This is a genomic window from Streptomyces sp. CRN 30, assembly GCF_034105845.1.
Window position 1 is genome coordinate 1 of the sequence record NZ_JAVRHI010000066.1, and the last position, 6,574, is coordinate 6,574.

4 protein-coding genes and 4 tRNA genes are annotated in these 6,574 nt (G+C 68.8%); 1 reads left to right on the forward strand and 7 read right to left on the reverse strand.

Annotation, left to right across the window (positions count from 1 at the left end; genetic code table 11):
- Positions 1-100: 100 nt before the first annotated feature.
- On the forward strand, positions 101-307 hold the full coding sequence (bldC, locus tag UW392_RS06555; protein WP_003949541.1) for a developmental transcriptional regulator BldC: 207 nt from the start codon (positions 101-103) through the stop codon (positions 305-307).
- Positions 308-759: 452 nt separating this feature from the next.
- On the opposite strand, the gene UW392_RS06560 is transcribed toward bldC, so the two are convergent.
- The 7 genes from UW392_RS06560 to UW392_RS06590 form a co-directional block, all read right to left on the reverse strand.
- A complete protein-coding gene (locus UW392_RS06560) occupies positions 760-951 on the reverse strand; it encodes a DUF6274 family protein (RefSeq protein WP_320773921.1) in 192 nt (63 codons plus the stop codon).
- Positions 952-1,240: 289 nt separating this feature from the next.
- Positions 1,241-1,315, reverse strand: a tRNA-Asp gene (locus UW392_RS06565).
- Between the two features lie 94 nt (positions 1,316-1,409).
- A complete protein-coding gene (gene hrpA / locus UW392_RS06570; protein ID WP_320773922.1) occupies positions 1,410-5,372 on the reverse strand; it encodes an ATP-dependent RNA helicase HrpA in 3,963 nt (1,320 codons plus the stop codon).
- Positions 5,373-5,425: 53 nt separating this feature from the next.
- Positions 5,426-6,100, reverse strand: coding sequence for a histone deacetylase (locus UW392_RS06575; RefSeq protein WP_320773923.1), 675 nt, complete (start codon positions 6,098-6,100; stop codon positions 5,426-5,428).
- Positions 6,101-6,238: 138 nt separating this feature from the next.
- Positions 6,239-6,312: transfer RNA gene (locus tag UW392_RS06580), tRNA-Phe, on the reverse strand.
- A 31-nt stretch (positions 6,313-6,343) separates the two neighbouring features.
- Positions 6,344-6,418 (reverse strand) — tRNA-Asp (locus tag UW392_RS06585).
- A gap of 36 nt (positions 6,419-6,454) precedes the next feature.
- A tRNA-Glu gene (locus tag UW392_RS06590) sits at positions 6,455-6,527 on the reverse strand.
- Positions 6,528-6,574: the final 47 nt, after the last annotated feature.

The following is a 6,574-nucleotide window of genomic DNA, read 5'->3' on the forward strand; positions in this document are numbered from 1 at the left end:
ACCGACTCGACTCGCGTCCGCCATTTCGGGCAACGCGGGTCAAGGTGCAGAATTTAGAGGAAAGAACCGAGAAGGTTCGGTTCTCCCGAGGAGGCCGCTCATGACCGCTCGCACCCCTGATGCCGAGCCGCTGCTGACCCCCGCCGAGGTCGCCACCATGTTCCGCGTCGACCCGAAGACGGTCACGCGCTGGGCGAAGGCCGGCAAGCTCACGTCGATCCGCACGCTCGGCGGACACCGCCGCTACCGCGAGGCCGAGGTGCGCGCACTGCTCGCGGGCATCCCGCAGCAGCGCAGCGAGGCCTGAAACACCGCATAACCGGGCACAACGGCAGGTCCCCCAACCTGTCGGACCGCCCACCCACAGCTCCACACGGCACGGGGATCTGCCCCAACAGAACCTCATCGTCATCTGTGTCGTCGATCGCGCTGGACTCCGCCGGGTCCAGCGCGATCTTTTTTGTGCCTGCCGGCGCGGTGTCCGCGGGGGAACGTGCCTGATCGCGGCTGTCTGTGAGTGCCCTTGTCGGAGTCTGGGCAGGGCTGTCGGATCATCTGTGAACATCCCCGAGAGCCAGTGCAATTGCACATATTAAATTGACCGGTTGTAGGAGAGGAGTAAGTGCCACCGTTTCAGATCGGATTATGGTGACACCCGTCACATGCCGGTTGGGTTGTTGACTGCGACACGAGTGCGCTATTGGGGGGTTGCGTGGCCATCGGCCCCCGGGAGTAAGGGTGTTGGCGCCGGCGGTCCGCTCATGCGCCGGGCGCGCGTTCGCTCTCCCTGGCCGTCTGACGGCCTGTCGGGGGCTGGGGGGAGGAATCCATCGCCAGGCGCAGCAGACGGTGGCAGACCGGGCAGTGGCGCGTTCGGTGACGGTAGGACGACGCGGCCGACAGATGCGCGCGGAGCAACGCCCGGATCTCGTGCCTCGCTGTCGCCGCCATGCCCCACCTCCGAAGGGCCGCACGGGGAGTGGGGCCCTGCCTCCGGAGTACCGACCCGGGAGGACGGCGTCAAGAGCGCCTCGGGCGTGCGGGGGCACGCGGACATGAAAAGGCCCGCACCAACTGGTGCGGGCCTTCATCTCTGTGCGGTCCTGACGGGATTTGCTGTGTCGGATCGCGGCTGCGCCGCGGGCGCGGCCTCCACCTTGACAGGGTGGCGAGCGCGGGCGGTGCCGGAGGCTGTCACGGCGAAGGCCCGCACCAACTGATGCGGGCCTTCATCTCTGTGCGGTCCTGACGGGATTTGAACCCGCGGCCTCCACCTTGACAGGGTGGCGAGCACTCCAAGCTGCTCCACAGGACCAGGTTTGCGGCGCTTGTTCCGCTCTTGCGCTGCGAGATGAGACTGTACAGGAGGGTGAGTGTCCTGGTCGAACTCACCCTCCGTACAGGCTCCGTCACGGCGCCGCCGCGTCGATCGCCTTCACGATCCGCTTGTCGGAGACGGGGTACGCCGTGCCCAGCGCGTGCGCGAAGTAGCTGACCCGCAGCTCCTCGATCATCCAGCGGATGTCCAGGACCGACTGCGGGACGGGCCGCCCCCGCGGCAGCTGCTCAAGGAGCCACGCGTACTCGTCCCGCATCTCGTGCACCTTCTCCATGCGGGACGTGTCCCGCTGCGCGTTGGCCGGCATCTGCTGCAGCCGCCGGTCGACCGCGATCAGGTAGCGCATGAGGTCGGGCAGGCGCCGGATGCCCGCGTCCGTCACGAAGCCCGGCTTCACGAGGGCGTCGACCTGCCCGCGCACGTCCTGGAGGTTGGCGAGCAGCACGGCGCTCCGTACGCCCTTCAGGCGCCGTTCGGCGGCCTGCCAGGCGGCGAGGACCTGCTGCACCTGCCCGACCGTGCGGACGGTCGTGTCGACGATCTCCGCGCGGACCTTGTCGTAGAGCTTCCGGTAGGACTCCTCGTCCCACGCCGGCCCGCCGAAGTCGGCCATCAGCTTGTCGGCGGCGGCCATCGCGCAGTCGTCGAAGAGCGCCTGGATCGACCCGTGCGGGTTGGCCGAGAGGCCCAGCTTCTGCTGGTTGCTGAGCTTCTCGGACGCGAACTTCGCCGGGTTGACCGGGATGTTGCGCAGAATCAGCCGGCGCGTGCCCTTCCACATCGCCTGCGCCTGCTCGGCCTCGCTGTCGAAGAGCCGCACGGAGACGGTGTCGCCGTCGTCGACGAGCGCCGGGTACGCCTTGACCGGCTGCCCGGCGCGGCGCGTCTCGAAGACGCGACTCAGCGTGCCGATCGTCCAGTCGGTGAGGCCGGAGCGCTCCAGGGACGGGCCGCCCTCGCGGGACGCGGTCGCGGCGGCGGCCTGCGACAGCGCCTTGCGCGCCTTCGGCTTGAGCCGGAGTCTCAGCGTCTCCAGGTCCTTGTCCTCGGCCAGCTTCCGGCGCCGTTCGTCGACGATCCGGAAGGTGATCCTGAGGTGGTCGGGGACCCGGGACCAGTCGAAGTCCTCCTCGTCGAAGGGCACGCCGACCATCCGCTTCAGCTCGCGCGCCATGGTCGTCGTCAGCGGCTCCTGGAGGGGGACCGCCCGCTCCAGGAACTTGCCGGCGTAGTCCGGGGCCGGCACGTAGTTGCGGCGGATCGGCTTCGGCAGCGACCGGATCAGCTCGGTCACCACCTGGTCCCTGAGACCCGGGATCTGCCAGTCGAAGCCCTCGTCGGTGACCTGGTTGAGGACCTGGAGGGGGATGTGCACGGTCACGCCGTCGGCGTCCGCGCCGGGTTCGAACTGGTACGTCACCCGGAACTTCAGCGGCCCCTGCCGCCAGGAGTCCGGATAGTCGTCCTTGGTGACCGCGCCCGCCTTCTCGTTGATGAGCATCTCGCGCTCGAAGTCGAGGAAGTCGGGCTGCTCATGGCGCTTGTGCTTCCACCAGGAGTCGAAGTGGGCGCCGGAGACGACGTGGTCGGGGACGCGCTGGTCGTAGAAGTCGTAGAGCGTCTCGTCGTCGACGAGGATGTCCCGGCGGCGGGCGCGGTGCTCCAGTTCCTCGACCTCGGTGAGCAGCTTGCGGTTGTCGGCGAAGAACTTGTGGTGGGTGCGCCAGTCGCCCTCGACGAGTGCGTTGCGGATGAACAGTTCGCGGCTGGTCTCGGGGTCGATCCGGCCGTAGTTGACCTTGCGCTGGGCGACGATCGGGACGCCGTACAGCGTGACCTTCTCGTACGCCATCACGGCCGCCTGGTCCTTCTCCCAGTGCGGTTCGCTGTAGGTGTGCTTGAGGAGGTGACCGGCGAGGGGTTCCACCCACTCGGGCTCGATCTTGGCGTTGACGCGGGCCCAGAGGCGGCTGGTCTCCACCAGTTCGGCGGACATCACGAACCGCGGGGGCTTCTTGAACAGCGCCGAGCCGGGGAAGATCGCGAACTTGGCGTTCCGGGCACCCAGATAGTCGTTCTTCGCGCCGTCCTTCACGTCCTTCATGCCGACGTGGGAGAGGAGACCGGCGAGGAGCGACACGTGTACGCGGTCGCCGGGCGCGTCGTCCTCGTTGAGATGGATGCCCATCTGCTTGGCGACCGTACGGAGCTGCGTGTAGATGTCCTGCCACTCGCGGATGCGCAGGAAGTTGAGGAACTCCTGCTTGCACATCCGGCGGAAGGACGACGAACCGCGCTCCTTCTGCTGCTCGCGCAGGTACCGCCAGAGGTTGAGGAAGGCGAGGAAGTCGCTGCTCTCGTCCTTGAACCGGGCGTGCTGCTGGTCGGCCTGCGTCTGCTTGTCGGAGGGGCGCTCGCGCGGGTCCTGGATGGAGAGCGCGGCGGCTATGACCATGACCTCGCGGACGCAGCCGTTCTTGTCGGCCTCCAGGACCATGCGGGCCAGGCGCGGGTCGACGGGGAGCTGGGCCAGCTTGCGCCCGGTGTCGGTGAGCCGCTTGCGGGGGTCCTTCTGCGCGGGGTCGAGGGCGCCCAGTTCCTGGAGGAGCTGCACGCCGTCGCGGATGTTGCGGTGGTCCGGCGGGTCGATGAAGGGGAACTTCTCGATGTCGCCGAGGTTGGCGGCGGTCATCTGCAGGATGACCGAGGCGAGGTTGGTACGGAGGATCTCGGCGTCCGTGAACTCCGGGCGGGCCTCGAAGTCGTCCTCGCTGTACAGCCGGATGCAGATGCCGTCGGAGGTCCGCCCGCAGCGGCCCTTGCGCTGGTTGGCGCTGGCCTGCGAGACCGGCTCGATGGGCAGCCGCTGGACCTTGGTGCGGTGGCTGTAGCGGGAGATGCGGGCGAAGCCGGGGTCGATGACGTACTTGATGCCGGGGACGGTGAGGGAGGTCTCGGCGACGTTGGTCGCCAGAACGATCCTGCGTGCTGTGCCTGCGGCGGGCCGCTGGAACACCCGATGCTGCTCGCCGTGCGAGAGCCGTGCGTAGAGCGGCAGCACCTCCGTGAATCTGTACTTCTTCTTCTCCAGCGCGTCGGCCGTGTCCCGGATCTCCCGCTCGCCGGAGAGGAAGACGAGGATGTCGCCCTTGCCCTCCCCCATCAGCTCCTCGACGGCGTCGGTGATGGCCGTGATCTGGTCCCGGTCGGCGTCCGCGTTGTCGTCGGTGGCCTCTTCGAGGAGCGGGCGGTACCGCACCTCCACGGGGTACGTGCGTCCGCTGACCTCGATGATCGGGGCGTCGCCGAAGTGGCGGGAGAACCGCTCGGGGTCGATGGTCGCGGAGGTGATGACGACCTTGAGGTCGGGCCGCTTGGGCAGGAGCTGCGCGAGGTAGCCGAGCAGGAAGTCGATGTTGAGGGACCGCTCGTGGGCCTCGTCGATGATGATCGTGTCGTAGGCGCGCAGTTCGCGGTCGGTCTGGATCTCGGCGAGCAGGATGCCGTCCGTCATCAGCTTGACGAAGGTGGCGTCCGGGTTGACCTGGTCGGTGAACCGGACCTTCCAGCCGACGGTCTCGCCGAGCGGGCTGTCCAGCTCGTCGGCGACGCGCTCGGCGACGGTCCGGGCGGCGATGCGGCGGGGCTGGGTGTGCCCGATCATGCCGCGCACGCCGCGCCCCAGATCCAGACAGATCTTCGGGATCTGGGTCGTCTTACCGGACCCGGTCTCACCGGCGACGATGACGACCTGGTGGTCCCGGATGGCGGCCGCGATCTCGTCCCGCTTCTGGCTGACGGGCAGCTGTTCGGGATAGGTGACGTCGGGAACGCGGGCGCGGCGGCCGGCCATGCGTTCCTCGGCCCGGTCGACCTCCGCCTCGATCTCGGCGAGGACGGCGGCGCGGGCCTCCGGCTTGCGGATCTTCCGTGCGCCTTCGAGCCTGCGTCCGAGCCGGTGCGCGTCACGCAGCGACAGCTCGGTCAGGCGGGGGGCGAGGGCGCCGAGGGCGGGGGCGGGGTGCGTAGACATACCGAGTCCAGGATCTCATCCCGGTGAAAAGAGTGGCGAACGCTTTTGCCGCCTCACTCCGCCCGCCGCAACAGAGCGGTGAGTTCACCGGCCGACCAGTGGCCTTCGGCGCCGGGGCAGGCCGCGACGTACGAGGCGACCGCCTCCGCGTCCCACGCCCCGGCGGAGAGCAGTCCCGCGGCGAGGAACCGCAGGTAGGGCAGGGAGGGAACGACCCAGGGCACGTCGTTCATGCCCCACGGCGCGGTGAACGTCAGCGCCGGCAGCCCGTCGATCTGCCCGGCGCACACGAGCGTCTCGTACCGCCCGTCCCCGAGCACGGCCCGTCCCCGCCCCAGTACCTCGGTCAGATCCAGCGGGTCCCCGCCGGGTGCGCGGTACATCTCCTGCGCGGCGATGTCGGAGAACTGTTCGACGGTGACCAGATGGGCCCGCGCCAGCACCCGCCCCTCGGCCCCGGGGTCGTAGAAGCCCCGCCCGCCCCGCCATACCGGGGAGTGGGTGGCGAAGTACAGGGCGCCGTTCAGTTCGACGGGGAGGGACCGCGGGGGCATCGCCGGGTTCCGGCACCCCGGGAAGTCCCGCCCGGCCCCTTCGGGCCGCCCGCCCCGGAGGTAGGCGGCGAGCCGCCCGAGGTGGGTGTTGGAGCCGTAGGAGGTGTACCAGACGAGGCGCGGCCGCGGGTCACGCGGCAGCGACGGGTCGATCCCGCGCAGGGCTTTCGTCATGCGTGACACCTACCCACCGCGGTGTGGACAGCGTTTTCACGTTGCGAACATGGGTGATCCCCGACAGGCGTTCACGGCGCGAAAGAGCCCCTCCCCAGAGTAAGTGGGGAGGGGCTCATGCCCTGGTCAGGGCTGCGGTGGCTGGGGCCGGGGTCGAACCGGCGACCTTCCGCTTTTCAGGCGGACGCTCGTACCAACTGAGCTACCCAGCCACGAGGTTTCACGTGAAACGTGATGCCTCAGCGGTCCTGACGGGATTTGAACCCGCGGCCTCCACCTTGACAGGGTGGCGAGCACTCCAAACTGCTCCACAGGACCAAGCTTGCGTACGACAGTGTCGCACACGATCTTGCGTGCCCCCAACGGGATTCGAACCCGTGCTACCGCCTTGAAAGGGCGGCGTCCTAGGCCGCTAGACGATGAGGGCTATCGGCCCGCCTGGGCGCTTCTCAGCGCGTCGGGGACGTGAGAAGC

Excerpts from the sequence above, each read along its gene's own strand:
- UW392_RS06560 (WP_320773921.1), bottom strand. The coding sequence starts at position 951 with ATGGCGGCGACAGCGAGGCACGAGATCCGGGCGTTGCTCCGCGCGCAT.
- UW392_RS06575 (WP_320773923.1), bottom strand. The coding sequence starts at position 6,100 with ATGACGAAAGCCCTGCGCGGGATCGACCCGTCGCTGCCGCGTGACCCG.
- hrpA (WP_320773922.1), bottom strand. The coding sequence starts at position 5,372 with ATGTCTACGCACCCCGCCCCCGCCCTCGGCGCCCTCGCCCCCCGCCTG.
- bldC (WP_003949541.1), top strand. The coding sequence starts at position 101 with ATGACCGCTCGCACCCCTGATGCCGAGCCGCTGCTGACCCCCGCCGAG.